Consider the following 16,156-nt stretch of genomic DNA (forward strand, 5'->3'; position numbering starts at 1 on the left):
TGTATCAGGGCTGAAATAACGAGCAGATGAGGGAAATGCCGATGCGCAGGGTTGTTGTCACCGGGCTTGGGATGGTCACGCCACTGGCGTCCGGCGTCGAGGCGACGTGGGAACGTCTGCTGGCCGGGAAATCCGGCGCGGGGCCGATCACCCGGTTCGACGCATCCGACGTGGTGACGAAATACGCCTGCGAGATTCCGTTGGGCGATGGCAGTGACGGCACGTTCAACGCCAGCGACTGGATGGAACCCAAGGACCGCCGCAAGGTGGACGATTTCATCCTGTACGGCGTGGCGGCGGCGCATCAGGCGGTGCTGGACGCGGGCTGGATGCCCGAGGACGAGGAAAGCCGGTTGCGCACGGGCGTGATGATCGGGTCCGGCATCGGCGGGCTGACCTCGATCGCGGAAACCGCGGTGCTGATCAAGGAACGCGGGCCCAAGCGGGTGTCGCCGTTCTTTATTCCCGGCGCGCTGATCAACCTGATCTCGGGCCAGGTGTCGATCCGGTACGGGTTCAAGGGGCCGAACCATGCAGTCGTGACCGCATGTTCGACGGGCGCGCATGCGATTGGCGACGCGTCGCGGATGATCCGGTACGGCGATGCGGACGTGATGATCGCGGGCGGCGCGGAAAGCCCGATCAGCGAGATCGGCATCGCGGGCTTTAACGCCTGCAAAGCACTGTCGACCAAGCGCGCGGACGATCCGCAGGCGGCCAGCCGCCCCTATGACGCCGACCGCGACGGGTTCGTGATGGGCGAGGGTGCGGGCGTCGTCGTGCTGGAGGAATACGAACACGCCAAGGCGCGGGGCGCCAGGATCTATGCCGAGGTGCTGGGTTATGGGATGTCGGGCGACGCCTATCACATCACCGCCCCAAGCGAGGATGGCGATGGCGGGTACCGCGCGATGGAGGCCGCGTTGCGCAATGCGGACCTGACGCCGGACCGGATCGATTACATCAATGCGCATGGCACCAGCACCATGGCCGACACGATCGAGCTGGGCGCGGTGGAACGCCTGATGGGTGATGCCGCGTCGGGCGCGGTCATGTCGTCGACGAAGTCCAGCATCGGCCACCTGCTGGGTGCCGCCGGCGCGGTCGAGGCGATTTTCTGCGTGCTGGCGATCCGGGATCAGATCTGCCCGCCGACGATCAACCTGGACAACCCGGCCGTGACGCCGAAACTGGATCTGGCCGCCAACGCTGCGGTGCGCCGCAAGGTCGACATCGCCCTGTCCAACAGCTTTGGCTTTGGCGGTACCAATGCCAGCCTGGTGCTGGGAAAGGTCGCCGGATGATCTGGCGCAACATCGCCTCGAACTGTCTGACGCTGGCGATCGTGCTGCTGGTCGCAGCCGCCGCCGCCGTGGCCTGGGCCAAGCGCGAGTTCAGCGGGCCGGGACCAAGCGCCATCGCGCAATGCGTCCAGATCTCTCCGGGGGCCAGCCTGAATGCGGTTAGCAACCAGCTGGCGGCGCAGGGGGCGATTTCCAACGCCTACATCTTTCGCGCCGGTGCCGATTACATGGACAAGGCGCGCGACCTGAAATTCGGCAGCTTTCTGATGCCGCCGCAGGCCAGCATGGAACAGATCGTCCAGACGGTGACAGCGGGCGGCCCCTCGACCTGCGGGACCGAGGTGATCGTGCGCGTCGGCGTGCGCGAGAACACCGTCCTGCTGCGCGACACCAACCAACAGACCGGCGCGTATGAGGAAATGGCCCGCTGGAACCCCGGTCAGGGCGAACGCCCCGCGCCCATCGTTCAGGCACAGGACCGCGCCGATGTGCGCCTGTCGCTGGTCATGGCCGAGGGCGTGACCAGCTGGCAGGTGGTCGAGGCGTTGCGCGCCGCCAATTTCATGACCGGCGACGTGGCCGAGATCCCGGCCGAGGGCAGCCTGGCCCCCGACACCTATCTGCTGGACAAGGGCGGCGACCGGAACGCGGTCCTGGCCCAGATGGCCAGCCGTCAGGCCGCCATTCTTGCCGCGGAATGGGAGGCGCGCCCGTTCGGCATGCCCTATGACACGCCCGAAGAGGCGCTGATCATGGCATCCATCGTGGAGAAGGAAACGGGGCAGGCGGACGAACGCCCGCAGGTCGCCAGCGTCTTCGTGAACCGTCTGCGTCAGGGGATGCGGCTGCAGACCGACCCGACGGTGATCTATGGCGTGACGAACGGGCAGGCGGTGCTGGATCGCGGCCTGCGCCGGTCGGAACTGGACACGGCCACGCCCTTCAACACCTATCGGATCGACGGATTGCCGCCGACGCCCATCGCCAATCCGGGCCGGGCCGCTATCCGCGCAGCGCTGAACCCCGATGAGACCGACTATCTGTATTTCGTGGCCGACGGCACCGGCGGGCACGCGTTCAGCCGTACGCTGGACGAACACAACGCCGCTGTCGCTAGCTGGCGCGAGATCGAACGGCAGCAGGGGTTGCCCGCGGACAGCCCGGTCCAGACCGCAGACTGACGCCCGCGCGTTTGACAAACACGGCCCCCGGACGCAGGCTTGCATCCGGGGGCCTGTTTCATGGCCCCATAGCCTTGGGAGGAGCCGTGATGATACTGCCCGACATGCTGAAGACGCTGACCGACAATGCCCGCCAGTTCCAGGAACGCCTGACCGAATGGCAGGCCGCGATGGCCAAGGGCCAGGACGAGGCGATGGAACAGGCCCGTCAGTGGCAGGCCCAGGCCATGCAGCAGCAGCAGGAGGTCAACGCCCGCATCAAGGCTCAGATGGAGGGTGCCAGCGAGGCCATGCAGAGCCAGTGGCAGCAGATGCAGAAGACCTGGGAGGACCAGTTCGCCACGATGCAGAAGCAGGGAGAGGAGATGCGCACCAAGGCCATGTCCGCCGTGGGCGGATCGGGCGGCGGCACCGCGTTCGCCGATTGGGCCGAGACCTATGCCGCGCAGATGGTCGCGTTCACCCAGAAAATGCAGAGCGAATCCGCCGAGGCCATCGCCACGGCGACCGAGGCGCGGAACAAGGGCGGCAAGAAAGTTTGAAGTGCGCGGAGGGCCTGTAAGCCGGATTTTGTCCACCGCTTGCGCGGCTGGATGACCATTCCTCTGGTCCGTCCGTTACCGGACGGATCTAGCTGCCTACCCGGATCTGCTGGGGCAAGGCGGCCCTGCGGGCGAACCCGCGCGCGATCCCTATTCGGCATTGCTCCTGGTGGGGCTTGCCATGCGGGCGCTGTTGCCAGCCCCCCGGTGGGCTCTTACCCCACCGTTTCACCCTTACCCATGCGGACATGGGCGGTCTGTTCTCTGTGGCGCTGTCCCTGGGGTTGCCCCCGCCGGGCGTTACCCGGCACCATTGCCTCATGGAGTCCGGACTTTCCTCGACGCGTTGCCGCGCCGCGGTCATCCAGCCCTCCGCGCGTGGCCCGTATGGTGCGCAAGGCCGGGGGCGTCAAGAGGGCGCGCCGCCCCCATCGTTCCGGGGCGATACCCCGGGGGTATTTTTGCCTAGCAGAACAAGCCGGGCGGCGGTGCGCCGGTCGGCGTCGGTTTCCGGCCCCGTGGCCCAGGGCCGATGGCGCAGGCGGAACGCGTCGAGGCGCGCCGGGTGGTCGGGATAGCCCAGAGCGGTCAGGCTGTCCGACAGCGGCGTGGCGGGGTCATTTGGCGCGGGGCGGACAAAGGTCGCCAGACCGTCGCGTGCCAGTCCCTCCCAGTCAAGGCGGGGGCCGGGGTCGATCTTGCGTCCGGGCGCCATGTCGGAATGGCCGATGACGGCCGTGGGGGGGATGGACCAGCGGTCCATGATGGCACGCAGCAGCACGCGCAGGGCGGCCATCTGGGGTGCCGGATAGGGGCGGTCGCCGGGATTGGCGAGTTCGATCCCGATCGACCGGCTGTTCAGGTCGTCCAGGCCCCGCCATCCCCCGGCACCGGCATGCCACGCGCGGCGGGTTTCGCAGACCAGCTGTTCGGTCGTGCCATCCGCATCGATCAGCCAATGGGCGCTGACCTGGGCATCGGCATCGCACAGGCGGGCGCGCGCCGCCGGGGCGTCTGCCATACCGGTATAGTGGATCACGATCACCGACGGCACCTGCCCACGGCGGTCGCCGTGATTCGGGCTGGGAAAGGTGGTCACCTGCGCCCTATGGCGCGGGGCGGCGGATGCGCAGGCCCATCGTCGCCGGGATCGGCACCGGGTCGGACCCGGCGATCTGTTCACCGGTGGGGGAATAAACGGGCAGGGCGATGGGGATCGTCGACGCCGGTGTGGTGTCCGTGACCAACGCCGCCTCGCGTGCGGTGCGGTATTGGCCATAGGGGGTGGCCCCGAACTGATAGTTCGGGTTCCAGCCCCGGTGTTCCCCGCATCCGGCCAGCGCCAGCACTCCGATCATACACCAGCCGCGCATCACGCCTCCATCGGTCCGTTTCGCGGACGTTACCACCAGCGGTCCGGCTTGGCCACAAATCCCGCAGCGCGTTCCAGAACCTGTGCCTGGTTCAGCAGATCCCCCTCTTCGAAGGGGCGGCCGATCAGCTGCAGGCCCAGGGGCAGGCCCTGTGCATCCTGTCCCACCGGCACCGCGATGCCGGGCAGGCCTGCCAGGTTCAGCGTCACCGTAAACACGTCGTTCAGATACATCTGCACCGGATCGCCCTTGTCGACGGACCCCAGGGGGAACGCCGCCGACGGCGTCGCGGGCGCCAGGATCGAATCGACCCCCGCCGCAAAGGCCTGGTCAAAGTCGCGCTTGATCAGCGCGCGGACCTTGCGGGCGCGGTTGTAATAGGCGTCATAGAACCCCGCCGACAGCACATAGGTGCCGATCATGATCCGGCGCTGAACCTCGGGGCCGAACCCCTGGGCGCGAGTGTTTTCGTACAGCTGGGTGATGCCGTCGCCCTTGCCCAGTTTCGCGCGATGCCCGTAACGCACACCGTCATAGCGGGCCAAGTTCGACGACGCCTCGGCAGGGGCGATGACGTAATAGGCGGGCAGGGCGTATTTCGTATGCGGCAGGCTGATGTCGACGATTTCCGCGCCCGCATCGCGCAGCATTTCGGCCCCCTGGCGCCACAGGGCGTCGATGGCGTCGGGCATGCCGTCCACGCGGTATTCGCGCGGAATGCCGATCCGCTTGCCGCGGATGTCGCCGGTCAGCGCGGCCTCGAAATCGGGCACGGCCATGTCGACGCAGGTGCTGTCCTGCGGGTCGGCGGATGCCATCGCGCCCAGCATGATCGCCGCGTCGCGCACGGTGCGCGTCATCGGCCCCGCCTGATCCAGGCTGGAGGCATAGGCGATCACGCCCCACCGGCTGACCCGGCCATATGTGGGCTTCAGCCCGACCGTGCCGGTCAGTGCCGCGGGCTGGCGGATCGATCCGCCCGTGTCGGTGCCGGTCGCGCCCAGGCACAGATCGGCGGCCACGGCGGCGGCGGACCCGCCCGAACTGCCGCCCGGCGTCAGCTGGACCCCGTCGGCCCCGCGCCAGGGGTTCACGGCCGCGCCGTAACAGCTGGATTCGTTCGTCGAACCCATCGCGAATTCGTCCTGGTTCAGCTTGCCCAGCATCACCGCGCCCGCGTTCCACAGGTTCTGCGTCACGGTCGATTCGTATTCGGGGGTGAACCCCTGCAGGATGCGGCTGCCCGCCTGCGACGGGACGCCCCGCACGCAGAACACGTCCTTGATGCCCACCGGAATGCCGGTCATCGCGGCCGCATCGCCCGCCTTGATGCGGGTATCGGCGGCCCGCGCCATGTCACGCGCCATGTCGGGCGTGTGATGCACGAACGCGTTCAGCGCGCCTGCGGCGTCAATGGCGCTCAGACACGCATCGGTCAGTTCGACCGAGGTCAGATCGCCCCGCGCCAGCGCGTCGCGCGCATCGGCGATGGTCAGTTGGTTCGCGTTCGTCATTCCACCACCTTCGGCACGGCAAAGAACCCCTCGCGGGCGTCGGGGGCGTTGGACAGGATCTTGCCGGCCATGCCGCCCGAGGTCACGACATCCTCGCGCCGTTTCAGGCGCATGGGCGTGACACCGGTCATGGGTTCGACGCCCTCGACATCGACCTCGTTCAGCTGGTCCATGAAATGCAGGATGCCGGACAGATCGCGCGCCAGGGCGGGCAGGGCGGCATCATCGACCGCGATGCGCGCCAGATGGGCGACCTTGCGGGCCTGATCCTCGGTGATCGACATGACGTTTCCTTTCGTTGGCCGCGGGTCTACAACCCCGCGCGAAAGGCCGCAAGACGCACGGCCGAAAGGGACCCAATGCAAGCAGCCCTGGCCGTCATCCCCGTCATCGCGCTGGTCCTGCTGGGTCATCTGGCCCGGCGGGGCGGACTGATCCACGCCACCAGTTGGCCGGGGATCGAACAGCTGGGATACCGCGTGCTGTTTCCCGCGATCCTGCTGACGTCGATCTATCGGTCCGAACTGTCGATCGGGCGCCTTGGTCCCTATCTGGGTGCGCTGGCGCTGGCCTTTGCGGCTACGGGGGCGCTGGCGCTGATCTGGGCGCTGCGCCGGGGTCAGACGGGGCCGCGCGCGGGGTCGCTGTTTCAGGGCGCGTTGCGGTTCAATTCGCTGCTGATCCTGGCGGTCGCGGCGCAGGCCTATGGTGCACCGGCCCTGGGCGATCTGGCGGTGGCGCTGGCGTTTCTGATCCCGGGGTCGAACATCCTGTCCATCGTGGCACTGACGATGCTGTCGGACGGGCCGCGCCCGTCAGGGGCCGCCGCCCGCATCGGTGCCGAGATCGGGCGCAACCCGATGGTGCTTTCCTGCGTGGCGGGGCTGATGCTGAACCTGTCGGGGGTCGCGCTGCCCGCGTGGCTGCTGTTGCCGCTGGACTGGCTGGGGCAGGGGGCGCTGGCGGTCGGTCTGCTGGCGGTGGGCGCGGGGATCGATCCGTCGCGCCTGTGGCAGCGGGACCCGGCACTGTGGCTGGGGGTCTGGATGCGGCTGGCGCTGTGCCCGGTGATCTTTCTGGCGGTCGCGCTGATCATCGGATTGCCCGCGGGACAGGTTGCGTCGGGCGTGCTGGCCACTGCCGCGCCCGGGGCGCCCGTCGGCTATATCCTGGCACGCCAGATGGGCGGGGACGCGGATTTCTATGCCGCGATCTTTACGTGGCAGACCGTCCTTGCGGCGCTGACCTTGCCCTTGTGGCTTATTTTTGCAGGGTTTCTTGGCGTCTGAGCGCGCCTTGCGATTTTTTTCCCGCAGGCCTGTTTTTTGGCTTGCAGCCTCTCGCGGGTTTGCCTAAACACCGCCTCACGCCGCCAGGGAAGACTGGCAGCGACAGAAAGTGGCCCGTTCGTCTATCGGTTAGGACGTCAGGTTTTCAACCTGAAAAGAGGGGTTCGACTCCCCTACGGGCTGCCACTTTTACCTGTAAGTTATTATTCTTCATTGGAATTTCTCCTTTCATTGTCCAACGTCTTTGAAGAGTTGGACATTCTGCGCAGCTTTTCGAAGCCGCTGTCCGCCAGCTTCGAACGATTTGCCTTGCGTGTGTAGGTACGGGCTTGGGTCGTATCCGTGTGCGCGAGATAGGAAGCGATCTCCCACTCCGAAGCACCCGCGTCGGCAAGTCGAGTGGCCCCTGCCTTTCGGAGCCCGTGGATTGAGCCGGGAACACCAGCTTCGTTGCAGCGATCACGGAACCAGTTGCCGAACGATGTGACCATGTAGGGCTGCTTCGACCGCTGCTGCGTGATGAACGTCTCTTGATCTTGCGGTAGCCGAGCAATCTCTTTGGCCAATTCGGGAAGCACAGGCATATCAGCCGCGACTGAGGTCTTCCCCCGAGCATACGCGATGCGAAGCTGGCCATCCTTTACCGAGAGCATGTGAAGCCTTGCTTTGCAGAGGTCTTGTCGCGCCATGCCAGTGTTCAAGGCAATCAGGATCGCAAGGCGGGCCTTGGACCCCGGACCATGCCGATCAAGGAAGCGGTCAACCTCGTAGTCGGTCCAAGTATGGTAGCCGTCAGAGTTCTCTTTCAGCCGGTCAGCGGATTTGGCGGGATTCGCACCCGCGTACTTCAGCTTTTTGCTGGCGAAGTTGAAGAGCATCGACAGGTTCTTCTTTACGGCGTTCGCGGCACTTGGACCGTCCTTCTTCGCCATCAGAGCTTCTACGTGACTGACCTCTAGCCGCGCGAATGGTGGATCGCCTGCCTCTTTCTTAAGCCAGTCGAGTTGGTAGCGCAGGGTTTCCTTGCGGATCGCCGATGAGTTCTTGTAGCGCAGACTTCCGAGAAACTGTTCAATTAGCCAGCCGAGCGTGTCAGCCTTAGCCTTACTGCGGGGTAGCTTGACCCTTTCGAGCGCAGCCTCGTAAGCAGCATCGAACTCCGGTGATCCGTAATGGCCAGGGAGGTTCGTGCGGAAATCGCCCTTCTCAAACTTCCAGTAGATACGACCCTTCACGATGTTCTTCCTCACGTGTGGGTAAGGGTTCTTACGACGCTTCATCGCAAGAGGCGGTCGCATGGGTTCACTCATGCGCTGTCATCCATACCCACCGGGAAGATCACGACCTTGCCTTCCCGGTGGTCGACTTCGATCCGTCCGATCTTAAGGCCCGCCGAGATCGCCGCTGCGATGCTACGCGCAACCTCGGTCTTCGTGACGACAGCGGGTCGGTTAGCCATCATCCCTGCCCCTGTTGCGATTGGTCTGGTTCGACCATGTGCGCCTTCAGAAACTCATCGAATGCTCCGGTTGGTACGAAGTACATCCCGCCGACCTTCACGTGCCGTAGCTGCTTGCTGGTAATTAAGGACCGGACGCGCCGTTCGGGCCAACCGAGGCGGTTTGCGAGTTCCTTGGGGGTCTCCAGTTCGTTTTGCATGGCGAATCCCTGAAAAATCGTGGACTATCTGTACGAAAGCGTATGAACCGCGCCGCGAGGGTATATATTTGAACCGAAGATACACGATTCGATACATTCCGCAAGCATCATGACCATCGCGAAGAGACTCGTCCATTTCCGGAAAAGTCTGGGCAAGAACCAGATCCCCTTCGCCGAAGAGCTTGGCGTCTCTCAAAGCGCCTACAAGAACTATGAGCGCGAGGCGACGGACCTGCCGATCAGCCTCGCGGTCAAGCTTTGCCGCGACTACGATTTGTCCGCCGAATGGTTGTTGCTAGGCCGCTCCGGGATGACCTCGAAGCTGTCCGACGACATCATCGAGCGGGCGGTTACGGTCACGCGGGAGTTCATCACCGAGAACGGCTTCGACATCCCGCCGGAGAAGGAAGCAAAAATCGTGCGATATCTTATCCGTAAAATGTCTGAGACGGGCGAGATCAGCCAAGACGAATACGAAGAGATCATCAGGTTGGCGATCTAAGGGTGGACCATGACTGACGAAGACGAGATCAAGGATATTATGCGCGCAGCGCTGGACCGATTGAGAGATGACTCCCGGAAATTCATGTCGGCGAAGGATCAGCGCATAATCAGCATTGCGGAACGTCCGACGATTGAAGATGTCCGTATTCAACATAAAGCGATGCGCAATGCAGCACTTGTCTGGCCGTTTGCGCAGGCGATTCTAGCCTGCGCACTGCTTTTTGCAATTTTCTTGATTGGCATTGCCGTTAGCTTGTCCGGTCAACCGATCAGTTCCGGTCTGAGCTTTCTCGCGATCATTGCGGCAATTCTAATACTACCTGCCGTTGCGCAAATGCACTTCTATGCCCGCCGCCTATGACGATCCGTCGCTCCGCTTATGCCTGGAGTACCGACAGCGGCTTCATCCCCGACCTTGACGCCCAGCCCAAACGGCAGGTGGTCGAAGAGGACTGGAAAGGCACCACCCAGACGCGGTCGTTCCGCACTTGCGACACCACGCAGATGCACGACAACCACGTGACCTACCGCTTCCACGATCCGCGGGAGAAAGAGCTGAAGTCCGGCTGCCTCGCCACCTTCACGGTCAGCTACCGGGGCGAGCCGGGGACCACCTCCATCATCTTCGCGCTGGTCGACTTCGAACTCGGACGTATCCACCGCGACGCCCTCGACCGGCAGATCATCGACGCCCTGACCGGCGGCGAGGTCACGCCCTCCGACATGGACCTGTGACCCCCGCCGGACGGATCTGACTGACCCGACCGGGCGACCGCCAGCCGCCGTTGATCGGTCGCTGCGAGCCGTCGCCAGGCATGGCCGGACAATACGCACACCCCGGCGCCGGACAGCCAGCCGACACCCTCCCCGAACAACCCACGCACCCGCCGGAACCTATGTGGAGGGGGCTTCGATCCGGTACGGATCGGCGCGCAGCGCGGGGACGGTCATGCGAGACACGACTCCCGTTAAACACGCTTGCTCGGTGTACGACGCGTCTGCGATTTCAATCGGTAGGAAAGGGGCGGGAAGGAGACCTTCGCTGCAAGTGCACGATTATTGGTTCTCATAGTGCAAAGCCGACATTTCCCCCCTGCCTGCGCGGTAGTTCTTGCCGCGACATGCGCCAAATGCGCCCTTTAATGCCGAACCGGAAACCCCTGCGCCAACACCGCAGCGAACCCATGGAAGAGCGCATCAATTTCTGTGTCTGGACGCTTTGCAACTATCGCGCTGAAGAAATTCACCGAAAAAGACACATGCATAACGCCTGCGAACAACAAGTCGATATTTATATCTGGTGAAACTTTGCCGTTATCCTGTAACCGTTCGACACGGATGCGAAAATTTTCATCCGCGAGACCATCTGAATGCACGCGCCCCTTTTCTCGAAACTCGGCATCGATGGCGGCGCGACTGACGATCAGTCGCACGATGTCCTCGTCCTTCAGATCGTCGCGTAGCTTTTCGTGCAGGTAACTGTATATCTCGTCTTCCAAAGTATCCTGCGGCGGATAGGATAACTTCCCCTCTCGGCGGCTCGCAACAAACTGATCTGTCAACGCAGTCAGCAACCCCTCCTTGCCGCCGAAATACCGGCTGATCAGCGATAGGTTCGCTTGGGCCGCTTCCGCAATCTCGCGCAATCCAGCTGCATCGTATCCGCGTCGGGCAAACACGGCCCGGGCCGCGTTGAGAATGCGGGCCTCGGTCGCTGCGCGGTCTTTTACGATGCTGGCTTTTTTCATTGATACCGCCTCCGTGTGAACAACTGTTTACACAGGTCAAGTCGCGCCGTAAAGTAAACGAACGTTTACACATAGACTCGGAGGATCCTTCATGATTGGCCTTATGCGTGCCGCTATTTTCGAGGCTCTGACACTCCTCGCTCTGTTTTGTTTGGCGATGCCACTGAAATACTTTGCAGGTGTGCCGCAACTCGTTTCTGTCATGGGGCCGCTCCACGGATTGGCATTCATGATTTTCCTCTGGTTCGTGATCCGATCCTGGGCAGAAGGTCTGATTGGCTGGACAGGGGCCGCGCGCCTTTTTGTCGGTGCGATGATCCCCTTCGGTGGCTTTGTCAATGAGCGCTGGTTGCGCCGAAAAATGGAAGAAAAATAATGCTTTACGACCTCACCAAAGCCGCGCATCTGATTGCTCTTTTCGTTTGGCTCGGCGGGTTGGCCGCTGTTACTCTTGCCTTGCGATATCCAGCCTTGATCCATATGGAACCGTTGCGGGCCTATGACAGAGCCGTGTCCTCTCCTGCGATGATCCTCGCCTTGCTTTTCGGCATATCGCTTGGGGTTCAGGGGGGCTGGTTTACATCAGCATGGTTGGGGATGAAGATTGTGCTCGTGCTCGGCCTCTCGGGATTGCACGGTGCTCTGGTCGGAAAACTGCGCCGCGCGGTTCAGGACAACAGCGGGGATGTAAAGCCCACGGGCGGCCTGTTCCTGTTTGTCGGGCTGGCCCTATTGTCGCTGATCGTCCTTCTTGTGACGATCAAACCATGATTGCATCGCGTTGCCAGGTTGGGCCTAAGCCCTGTTTTTCGGAAGAGAAAAAGAGCAGACATTCAAATGAGGAAACGCAACGACAGCAAAGTCCGCACAGCCGGCGCTCGCCTTCCAGTTTGGCGTCGATTTGGTATGCAAATGCCGAGAATTTCGGAAAGGAGCCCACTTTTGCCGATATACTGCACCGCCGCGAATGTCTGCTGTCGTTGGCTTTTCAAAGATGTTCCAGAACTGCCTTGGTTTTGAAAGGGGTTTTCGACGGCTCAAAATGAGGTGGTTTTTCATGTTCCAAAAACGAGTGTTTTTTGGTGCATTCCAAATATCTTGTATGGAGAGCATTGCCCCCACTTCTAGGCGCTATCATACTTCAAAAGTGAATCACTTCTTCCAGTTTGGGACTATGAAAAACCTAAAAGCACGGCCCATGAAATCCGCCATTTTCTTCTCCTTTTTTATCGCCTGTGCAACGCCGTCTTTTGCAGAACAATCACTTGGTGTGACATCAATTGCTGTGACAGATGAAGCTCAAACTCGTCCATTGAATTTGTCACTCTGGTATCCGGGGAGCGGCGGCACGCAAGAGGACGCGGGTGCTAATGCTGTTTTCACGGGCGTTATTGCAGGCCGCGATGCGATGGTGACTGAAGATCGCCTTCCTGTGGTGTTTGTTTCGCACGGCGGATTGCGATCCGCCGAAGACTCAGGTGCGTGGCTGACTGCCGGACTTGCACGTGCGGGATATCTTGCCGTTGAGGTCAACTCACCGCGGCCAACTAATGCTGCTACTGCCGTTGATGAAATATGGCACCGCCCCAATGATGTCAGTCGCTCAGTTGATGCAATTCTGAGAGACCCTGTTTGGTCAGAACACATTAATAAAGATCGCATTTTCGTAGTGGGATTTGCACTTGGTGGCACGGCAGCACTGGAACTTGCCGGAGGCAACCTCGATTTACAATCCTATAATCTGTCTTGCGACGAGCCTGCCCAAGGACCGGACTGTGCTTGGTATCAATCCCAGGATGTTGCTTTGAGTGCCGTTGATCAGATTGAGTTGGCTAAACCCCGGCGAGACACCCGCATTTCCTCGGTCGTAGCGATTTCTCCTGAATACTATGATGTGTTTTCTGGCCGGCAATCCTCGGTAGAAGCGCCGACGCTGGTGGTTGATCTTGGCCACGATAATGCGCTGCCATCCGTTACACCGACAGATCTTTTCACCCAAGCGCCGTTCCGTGATGCGAGTGTATTTGACGGATTTCAGACTTGCACTCCGGCTGGTCCAGAAATTCTTGCTGATGATGGTGGCGACCCTGCACTTTGCGGAGCGTCTACCGAAGCAAGACAGCAAGCACATGATGCAATATTGAACAAAATTAAGGGCTTCTTTGAAGGGGTTCAATAAGTGCTCATGTGGCACGTGCCGTGGCCCGCAAAGTACGCGTTGCTGTCATTCGGTTAACCCAAAATGCTGCGGTGCGCATGAAGGTCCGCTCTGGGGAATTGCGGCGAGGCGTCGAGAGCCTTCACCAACGGCGGCTTCGGGCCGTGAGTGACTGGCTGTCTTTTATGCACGTGCAAAATACTGCGGCATGGCATTTGCTAAGATAGGCGCAAAGCGCACCTTCGCATCGCTTAGCGCGGCGGGGCGCTTTCGGACACTTCAGAGATATCGCGAACTCACTAGTCCGAAAGTCTGTACATGCGCCCATTCAAATGCGCGACCTCCGACAGTCCAGCGGCCCGCCAACGCGTCAGGCGCGCGCCTGCTGGCTGGCACCACAACCACGGTCCGACCGCGAAAATCTACAAGCTCGATACCGACGCGCTCCCTCAATGCGGCAAAACGCTCCAGCTCGTGCCGCGCGGCATCCCGATCCTCAGACACTGCGGCAAGCTCGGCCCCAATTTCCATGAGGTGTTCTGCGGCCTCCTCCCTCCGGCGGCCCAGGTCAGCTTGTAATTCCGATAATTCTGCCTCCCCCTCTTGCCGCGCCGCTGCGATTTTCGTCGAATGAAGCCCGCCAAAAGAAACGCAATACTGACCGACTATTATGTTGCAAGCAACATGTCGGCGAAGGCGCTGCGCCCCTGCACCCAACCAAGCGGCTGCGCCGCCGATCCGCATCGGATCGAAGCCGCCCTTGGCGACTGCAAATCTCGCCTTTCGCCCGCATATTGATTGGCGCTTCAGACGAGTTTTGCCTTGCTGACCTACACAGGAAGGGAAGCGCATCGGATGCCAGAGTGCACAGGTCATTGCAGGAACCCTGCTAAGCGAGCTTCGCGTTCGGTGATAACTCCATGCGCCACCGCCGCCGAGACATGGTCATCTTTTAGGTGCTGACACATCGAATGTTTTGACTTGATCCACGACGCGACCCGTTCTGACTGGCGATGAGCCTCCGCATCGGCTTCCTCGCGCCGTCTTCGAACATCGTCCAAGTTTCGTCGCCAGCGACCCGCTCGCAGCCAGTTGTCCAAGAAGGACACGAGCGAGCGGCTAAACTCTGCGCTCTCTGCAGTGTAAGCGCTTGCAGCGGCTACGAGGTCGCAGAGCGCCACTTCTTCCAAAGCCTTCGAAACCAGATGCTGGCACCTTTCACGATTACGCCGACGATCAGCTGGATAAGCATCCCACACAGCTTGAATTTCAGTATCGGCAACATCGCGAGGATATGGTTTTGAATCTGGTTTATATCTGTTCTTTATACATTTGCCCTCAGGGGCAGATGTCTCGCCCTCAAGGGCAGATGTTTCATTGGACCGCTGAGGCACTTCCGTTTGCCCTTTTGGGCAAATCGTCTCGCCCAAGGCATACCAGTTCGCGTGTTTGAACCTATCCTCGGCGAAATTTCCCTTCACGATCAGTCCCGCATCAACCAGCTTATCGAGCGCGGTTCTGATCTGTTTGGCTGTCAGATAGGGGAACTGCTCGTCGAATGCAGCGAGCGAATTGTAGGTCCAGTAGCGTCCCTCGTGAAAGTTCCTGCGGTTCGCTTCGTTATGGCGCACCCAGAAGACGAGGTTGCGGTAGATGACGGCCGCGTTGACACTGCGAACCTGCGCGGCGACCTCGGCATCGAAGCTATGATACGCGGCGTCCCCCTTGATCTGGCAGCCACTCATCCGAGCGACCCGAAGAGGTTGGACAAACCGTCTATTTCTGAAACGAATTCAACGTGGGCTTCAGTGCCCGTTGGACATTTTAAGGCGTTGGATGCGCAGGATAGTGAGCGCACCCTACGGGCTGCCACTTCTCCCTTTCAGATCAACATCGTGTATAACGCTTTGGCATTCAGCCACTGGCGTTTCGAATGGTGCGTCGTGTCGCAGGTTCCGTTTGCCGGACTGTGACCCATGTTTCTGCGGTTCCCACGCGGTTTTCGTGCGCAAACGCGGCTTTGGCGGTTGACTCCACCACCCGCGGGGCTAAAAGGCGGCTTCGATAAGAATTCCACGGGGTTTGCGGCGCGCGATTGCCCCGAAGCAGGAGCAAGAACCATGGCGAAGCCGACCACCATCAAGATCCGGCTGAACTCGACCGCCGGCACTGGCCACTTCTATGTGACCAAGAAGAATGCCCGCACGATGACCGAAAAGATGTCCGTCCGGAAATACGATCCGGTCGTGCGTCAGCACGTCGAATACAAGGAAGGCAAGATCAAGTAAGATCTGCCTGTCCGACTGCGCAAGGGCCGCCATCCGCAAGGATTGGCGGTCTTTTGCAATGGTGCGTTGCCTGTGGCTTGCGTGAGGCGAACGGCTGCGGCAGATTGCGGCCATGCAACTGATCGTCAACGGAAACAGCCATGACCTGGACGCCGACGCGCAGATGCCGCTGTTGTGGGCGCTGCGCGATCTTCTGGGGCTGACGGGCACGAAATACGGATGCGGGATCGCGCAATGCGGCGCCTGCACCGTGCATATCGACGGCATGGCGGTACGCGCCTGCCAGATCCGCCTGGCCGATGTCGCCGGAGAGATCACCACGATCGAGGGGCTGGGCACGCCCAACGACCCGCACCCCGTTCAGGCCGCCTGGATCGAGGAGCAGGTCGCCCAGTGCGGGTACTGCCAGTCCGGGCAGATCATGCAGGCGGCGTCGCTGCTGGCGCTGAACGCCGATCCGTCGGACGCGGACATCGACCGGGCGATGTCGGCCAACCTGTGCCGCTGCGCCACCTATCCCCGTATCCGCGCGGCAATCCGGTCCGCCTCTGTTCGCCTTGGCGCTGCGTGATGTCGCGGGCGGGCCGCATTGCGCG

Annotated in this window: 21 protein-coding genes, 1 tRNA gene and 1 other RNA gene; 13 read left to right on the forward strand and 10 right to left on the reverse strand. The window is 61.8% G+C overall.

What is annotated here, in order from left to right; all coding sequences use genetic code 11:
- Positions 1–41 precede the first annotated feature (41 nt).
- The 3 genes from fabF (at position 42) to ACJJVR_RS13235 (ending at position 3,027) form a co-directional block, all read left to right on the forward strand.
- Positions 42–1,304, forward strand: coding sequence for a beta-ketoacyl-ACP synthase II (gene fabF, locus ACJJVR_RS13225; protein ID WP_405405224.1), 1,263 nt, complete (start codon positions 42–44; stop codon positions 1,302–1,304).
- Positions 1,304–2,485: an endolytic transglycosylase MltG gene (mltG, locus tag ACJJVR_RS13230; protein WP_405405424.1), complete on the forward strand. Its 1,182-nt coding sequence runs from the start codon at positions 1,304–1,306 to the stop codon at positions 2,483–2,485. The genes fabF and mltG overlap by 1 nt, the downstream gene beginning before the upstream one ends.
- Before the next feature lie 89 nt (positions 2,486–2,574).
- Positions 2,575–3,027: a hypothetical protein gene (locus tag ACJJVR_RS13235; protein WP_405405226.1), complete on the forward strand. Its 453-nt coding sequence runs from the start codon at positions 2,575–2,577 to the stop codon at positions 3,025–3,027.
- Position 3,028: 1 nt separating this feature from the next.
- Here the strand turns inward: ACJJVR_RS13235 and rnpB are convergent.
- The 5 genes from rnpB to gatC all read right to left on the reverse strand — a co-directional run bounded on the left by rnpB (position 3,029) and on the right by gatC (position 6,198).
- Positions 3,029–3,403: RNase P RNA component class A (gene rnpB / locus ACJJVR_RS13240), an RNA gene on the reverse strand.
- A gap of 33 nt (positions 3,404–3,436) precedes the next feature.
- Positions 3,437–4,126 carry an N-acetylmuramoyl-L-alanine amidase gene (locus ACJJVR_RS13245; protein ID WP_405405227.1) on the reverse strand — a complete coding sequence of 230 codons (690 nt, stop codon included), beginning with the start codon at positions 4,124–4,126 and terminating at the stop codon, positions 3,437–3,439.
- Between the two features lie 7 nt (positions 4,127–4,133).
- Positions 4,134–4,400, reverse strand: a complete 267-nt coding sequence (locus ACJJVR_RS13250) for a hypothetical protein (protein WP_405405228.1) — start codon at positions 4,398–4,400, stop codon at positions 4,134–4,136.
- Positions 4,401–4,429: 29 nt separating this feature from the next.
- The gene (gene gatA / locus ACJJVR_RS13255; protein ID WP_405405229.1) at positions 4,430–5,914 is read right to left on the reverse strand and encodes an Asp-tRNA(Asn)/Glu-tRNA(Gln) amidotransferase subunit GatA; all 1,485 of its coding nucleotides are present in this window, start codon (positions 5,912–5,914) and stop codon (positions 4,430–4,432) included.
- Positions 5,911–6,198 (reverse strand): Asp-tRNA(Asn)/Glu-tRNA(Gln) amidotransferase subunit GatC, encoded by a 288-nt coding sequence (gatC, locus tag ACJJVR_RS13260; RefSeq protein WP_405405231.1) that lies wholly within the window; start codon positions 6,196–6,198, stop codon positions 5,911–5,913. The genes gatA and gatC overlap by 4 nt, the downstream gene beginning before the upstream one ends.
- A 75-nt stretch (positions 6,199–6,273) precedes the next feature.
- On the opposite strand from gatC, the gene ACJJVR_RS13265 reads away from it, so the two are divergent.
- The gene (locus tag ACJJVR_RS13265) at positions 6,274–7,203 is read left to right on the forward strand and encodes an AEC family transporter (protein WP_405405233.1); all 930 of its coding nucleotides are present in this window, start codon (positions 6,274–6,276) and stop codon (positions 7,201–7,203) included.
- A 111-nt stretch (positions 7,204–7,314) separates the two neighbouring features.
- A tRNA-Glu gene (locus ACJJVR_RS13270) sits at positions 7,315–7,389 on the forward strand.
- Positions 7,390–7,406: 17 nt separating this feature from the next.
- On the opposite strand, the gene ACJJVR_RS13275 is transcribed toward ACJJVR_RS13270, so the two are convergent.
- Genes ACJJVR_RS13275 through ACJJVR_RS13285 form a run of 3 tightly spaced genes read right to left on the reverse strand, consistent with a single transcriptional unit; the run spans position 7,407 to position 8,862 of the window.
- A complete protein-coding gene (locus ACJJVR_RS13275; protein ID WP_405405235.1) occupies positions 7,407–8,513 on the reverse strand; it encodes a tyrosine-type recombinase/integrase in 1,107 nt (368 codons plus the stop codon).
- Positions 8,510–8,665 (reverse strand): hypothetical protein, encoded by a 156-nt coding sequence (locus ACJJVR_RS13280; protein ID WP_405405237.1) that lies wholly within the window; start codon positions 8,663–8,665, stop codon positions 8,510–8,512. The genes ACJJVR_RS13275 and ACJJVR_RS13280 overlap by 4 nt, the downstream gene beginning before the upstream one ends.
- The gene (locus tag ACJJVR_RS13285) at positions 8,662–8,862 is read right to left on the reverse strand and encodes a helix-turn-helix domain-containing protein (protein WP_405405238.1); all 201 of its coding nucleotides are present in this window, start codon (positions 8,860–8,862) and stop codon (positions 8,662–8,664) included. Before ACJJVR_RS13285 ends, ACJJVR_RS13280 begins: the two co-directional genes overlap by 4 nt.
- A 109-nt stretch (positions 8,863–8,971) precedes the next feature.
- Between ACJJVR_RS13285 and ACJJVR_RS13290 the strand changes: the two genes are divergently transcribed.
- Genes ACJJVR_RS13290 through ACJJVR_RS13300 form a run of 3 tightly spaced genes read left to right on the forward strand, consistent with a single transcriptional unit; the run spans position 8,972 to position 10,101 of the window.
- Complete coding sequence (locus tag ACJJVR_RS13290; protein WP_405405239.1) at positions 8,972–9,364, forward strand: helix-turn-helix domain-containing protein; 393 nt, start codon at positions 8,972–8,974, stop codon at positions 9,362–9,364.
- 9 nt (positions 9,365–9,373) lie between these two features.
- A complete protein-coding gene (locus ACJJVR_RS13295) occupies positions 9,374–9,727 on the forward strand; it encodes a hypothetical protein (protein ID WP_405405241.1) in 354 nt (117 codons plus the stop codon).
- Positions 9,724–10,101 carry a hypothetical protein gene (locus ACJJVR_RS13300; RefSeq protein WP_405405243.1) on the forward strand — a complete coding sequence of 126 codons (378 nt, stop codon included), beginning with the start codon at positions 9,724–9,726 and terminating at the stop codon, positions 10,099–10,101. Before ACJJVR_RS13295 ends, ACJJVR_RS13300 begins: the two co-directional genes overlap by 4 nt.
- A gap of 404 nt (positions 10,102–10,505) precedes the next feature.
- Here the strand turns inward: ACJJVR_RS13300 and ACJJVR_RS13305 are convergent, their stop codons facing one another.
- The gene (locus tag ACJJVR_RS13305; protein ID WP_405405244.1) at positions 10,506–11,114 is read right to left on the reverse strand and encodes a TetR/AcrR family transcriptional regulator; all 609 of its coding nucleotides are present in this window, start codon (positions 11,112–11,114) and stop codon (positions 10,506–10,508) included.
- A 91-nt stretch (positions 11,115–11,205) separates the two neighbouring features.
- Here ACJJVR_RS13305 and ACJJVR_RS13310 point away from each other — a divergent pair, with 91 nt between their 5' ends.
- From ACJJVR_RS13310 to ACJJVR_RS13320, 3 genes are all read left to right on the forward strand, one after another.
- Entirely contained in the window at positions 11,206–11,490 is a 285-nt protein-coding gene (locus ACJJVR_RS13310; protein ID WP_405405247.1) for a DUF3817 domain-containing protein, read from the forward strand.
- Complete coding sequence (locus tag ACJJVR_RS13315) at positions 11,490–11,885, forward strand: CopD family protein (protein WP_405405249.1); 396 nt, start codon at positions 11,490–11,492, stop codon at positions 11,883–11,885. The genes ACJJVR_RS13310 and ACJJVR_RS13315 overlap by 1 nt, the downstream gene beginning before the upstream one ends.
- A gap of 196 nt (positions 11,886–12,081) precedes the next feature.
- The gene (locus ACJJVR_RS13320; RefSeq protein ID WP_405405251.1) at positions 12,082–13,293 is read left to right on the forward strand and encodes an alpha/beta hydrolase family protein; all 1,212 of its coding nucleotides are present in this window, start codon (positions 12,082–12,084) and stop codon (positions 13,291–13,293) included.
- Positions 13,294–14,144: 851 nt separating this feature from the next.
- On the opposite strand, the gene ACJJVR_RS13325 is transcribed toward ACJJVR_RS13320, so the two are convergent.
- Positions 14,145–15,017 carry a hypothetical protein gene (locus ACJJVR_RS13325; protein WP_405405253.1) on the reverse strand — a complete coding sequence of 291 codons (873 nt, stop codon included), beginning with the start codon at positions 15,015–15,017 and terminating at the stop codon, positions 14,145–14,147.
- Positions 15,018–15,392: 375 nt separating this feature from the next.
- On the opposite strand from ACJJVR_RS13325, the gene rpmG reads away from it, so the two are divergent.
- Both rpmG and ACJJVR_RS13335 read left to right on the forward strand, forming a co-directional pair.
- Entirely contained in the window at positions 15,393–15,560 is a 168-nt protein-coding gene (rpmG, locus tag ACJJVR_RS13330) for a 50S ribosomal protein L33 (RefSeq protein WP_042244479.1), read from the forward strand.
- Positions 15,561–15,672: 112 nt separating this feature from the next.
- On the forward strand, positions 15,673–16,131 hold the full coding sequence (locus ACJJVR_RS13335; RefSeq protein WP_405405255.1) for a (2Fe-2S)-binding protein: 459 nt from the start codon (positions 15,673–15,675) through the stop codon (positions 16,129–16,131).
- Positions 16,132–16,156 lie beyond the last annotated feature (25 nt).

This window comes from Paracoccus sp. Ld10 (assembly GCF_045064235.1).
Lineage (GTDB): Bacteria > Pseudomonadota > Alphaproteobacteria > Rhodobacterales > Rhodobacteraceae > Paracoccus.

Coding starts and splice junctions, on each gene's coding strand:
- ACJJVR_RS13235 (WP_405405226.1), top strand. CDS start 2,575: ATGATACTGCCCGACATGCTGAAGACGCTGACCGACAATGCCCGCCAG.
- ACJJVR_RS13315 (WP_405405249.1), top strand. CDS start 11,490: ATGCTTTACGACCTCACCAAAGCCGCGCATCTGATTGCTCTTTTCGTT.
- ACJJVR_RS13325 (WP_405405253.1), bottom strand. CDS start 15,017: ATGAGTGGCTGCCAGATCAAGGGGGACGCCGCGTATCATAGCTTCGAT.
- gatC (WP_405405231.1), bottom strand. CDS start 6,198: ATGTCGATCACCGAGGATCAGGCCCGCAAGGTCGCCCATCTGGCGCGC.
- ACJJVR_RS13290 (WP_405405239.1), top strand. CDS start 8,972: ATGACCATCGCGAAGAGACTCGTCCATTTCCGGAAAAGTCTGGGCAAG.
- ACJJVR_RS13310 (WP_405405247.1), top strand. CDS start 11,206: ATGATTGGCCTTATGCGTGCCGCTATTTTCGAGGCTCTGACACTCCTC.
- ACJJVR_RS13295 (WP_405405241.1), top strand. CDS start 9,374: ATGACTGACGAAGACGAGATCAAGGATATTATGCGCGCAGCGCTGGAC.
- ACJJVR_RS13250 (WP_405405228.1), bottom strand. CDS start 4,400: ATGCGCGGCTGGTGTATGATCGGAGTGCTGGCGCTGGCCGGATGCGGG.
- ACJJVR_RS13335 (WP_405405255.1), top strand. CDS start 15,673: ATGCAACTGATCGTCAACGGAAACAGCCATGACCTGGACGCCGACGCG.
- ACJJVR_RS13265 (WP_405405233.1), top strand. CDS start 6,274: ATGCAAGCAGCCCTGGCCGTCATCCCCGTCATCGCGCTGGTCCTGCTG.
- ACJJVR_RS13285 (WP_405405238.1), bottom strand. CDS start 8,862: ATGCAAAACGAACTGGAGACCCCCAAGGAACTCGCAAACCGCCTCGGT.
- fabF (WP_405405224.1), top strand. CDS start 42: ATGCGCAGGGTTGTTGTCACCGGGCTTGGGATGGTCACGCCACTGGCG.
- ACJJVR_RS13280 (WP_405405237.1), bottom strand. CDS start 8,665: ATGATGGCTAACCGACCCGCTGTCGTCACGAAGACCGAGGTTGCGCGT.
- rpmG (WP_042244479.1), top strand. CDS start 15,393: ATGGCGAAGCCGACCACCATCAAGATCCGGCTGAACTCGACCGCCGGC.
- gatA (WP_405405229.1), bottom strand. CDS start 5,914: ATGACGAACGCGAACCAACTGACCATCGCCGATGCGCGCGACGCGCTG.
- ACJJVR_RS13320 (WP_405405251.1), top strand. CDS start 12,082: ATGTCTGCTGTCGTTGGCTTTTCAAAGATGTTCCAGAACTGCCTTGGT.
- ACJJVR_RS13305 (WP_405405244.1), bottom strand. CDS start 11,114: ATGAAAAAAGCCAGCATCGTAAAAGACCGCGCAGCGACCGAGGCCCGC.
- ACJJVR_RS13275 (WP_405405235.1), bottom strand. CDS start 8,513: ATGAGTGAACCCATGCGACCGCCTCTTGCGATGAAGCGTCGTAAGAAC.
- ACJJVR_RS13300 (WP_405405243.1), top strand. CDS start 9,724: ATGACGATCCGTCGCTCCGCTTATGCCTGGAGTACCGACAGCGGCTTC.